Origin of the sequence: Hyella patelloides LEGE 07179 (assembly GCF_900659865.1) — a bacterium.
GTDB classification, from domain to species: domain Bacteria; phylum Cyanobacteriota; class Cyanobacteriia; order Cyanobacteriales; family Xenococcaceae; genus Hyella; species Hyella patelloides.
The window spans coordinates 1-1,422 of record NZ_LR214300.1 but is presented as its reverse complement, the minus strand read 5'-3'; the positions used below and the strand labels follow the sequence as shown (position 1 = coordinate 1,422).

Genomic DNA, 1,422 nt, shown 5'->3' with positions numbered 1-1,422 from the left:
TTTTTTTCCTTTCCAATAAAATTATCTCTTTGCTTCTGTTTGGCTTGTCTCTGGGGGGATTTCGATTCTGAAGTTTGATTCGGTTCTTCTGTTGTTACTTTTGAAGCATAAGGGCTATCTTTCGATGGAGGCTGAGAGCTATTTTCTGAACTCTGTTGCTGCTTTTCCCATAAATCTGTGGCTAATTGATGTAAATTTTTGGCAACTTCAACCAATCTCTCTTGATTGAGAGACTTGAAGTAGTCTTCATTCATCTGTGCCAAGTCATCTTTATCTAATCCAGCCATAATTCATAGCATACATCAATTCGCTGTTCTGAGAATTATTTGACTTCGATTTCTGGTTTTTTAGGGGGGGGAATGAACGATTACTTTCTAGATGGTGAAAAATTAGTAGTTAGGTTAGAAAGAGGTTGATGTCCACTCATAAAAAACTAAATAAATAAACTGGATGAAACCTTGAAATATTGTCCGAGAGCTTTAGCTTGCGTTTTGCTGATGGTTCGCTTGCCGTTGACAATTTCAGAAACAACACCACTAGAACCAACTATTCCTACTAAATCGGTTTGACGAGTACCGCTAGATTCCATGAGATGATTGAGAATTTCATGAGGTTTGGTTTCTTCCATCGGGTAATGTTCAGTTTCGTAAGTCTCAATTAAAGTGACAATCAGTTTGTGTAGAGCTTTTTCTTCTAGGGTTCTGTTTTTAGCAAAAGTTAGCCTTTCTGCAATGGCTAAAGCACGGTCGTATTCTTCTTCGTTTTCAATAACTTGAGGAGTGTATTGGCTCAATAAATTAGAGTAAGCAGTTTTATTAAAAGTAAGGGTCATTTTTCCATTTGTCCTTATCGTATTCAGAATGAGTTAAAAAATATTTGTAGTAAAGAGTTTGGTTTTCATAGTCGATACCAACAATGAGACGATATTTGTTGCCCTTGATGTTAAACACAGTAAAGTTTCCTACTGCTTCAGCATCACGATAGATTTGGCGAACATCTTCTAAATTTTGCCATTGTGACTTTCTAACGGTGGCATACCAATTATTAACAGATAAGATAGCGTCGGGATATGTAGCAGCATCTTTGCGAAGATTGCGTATGGAGATTAGGTGCATGGAAATTTTCCATAATTTTTATATACTACAAAATAAGTATAGTGAGCAATTTACATATTCTCTCATTTTGAGAGTTCAATAGCAAATTGCGGTCTGCGAAGCAGATACCTGCGCGATCGCTGTATCCTTAAAAATGGTTATTCAAAGGAACTGAGAAAATTTGGAGGTCATCGGCTTCGGGGTGGGTTCTGTCGCAAAAAATAGGAAAAGACAGATAGTACAATATAACTCAAGCAATCATACTCACGACTTTCACCTTTTAATGAATTCCAAACAGCCTTTCAAATGGAGACATTTCCAAAAAGAT

General features: G+C 36.6%; 2 protein-coding genes and 1 pseudogene. All 3 read right to left on the bottom strand.

From position 1 onward, the window contains the following. Positions 1-287 (bottom strand): annotated as a pseudogene (locus H1P_RS33325) (IS66 family transposase); the annotation flags it as partial. Positions 288-433: 146 nt separating this feature from the next. Beyond that, positions 434-832: a helix-turn-helix domain-containing protein gene (locus H1P_RS33320; protein ID WP_144875765.1), complete on the bottom strand. Its 399-nt coding sequence runs from the start codon at positions 830-832 to the stop codon at positions 434-436. Beyond that, a complete protein-coding gene (locus H1P_RS33315; RefSeq protein ID WP_144875763.1) occupies positions 816-1,115 on the bottom strand; it encodes a type II toxin-antitoxin system HigB family toxin in 300 nt (99 codons plus the stop codon). Before H1P_RS33315 ends, H1P_RS33320 begins: the two co-directional genes overlap by 17 nt. Between the last annotated feature and the right edge of the window lie 307 nt (positions 1,116-1,422).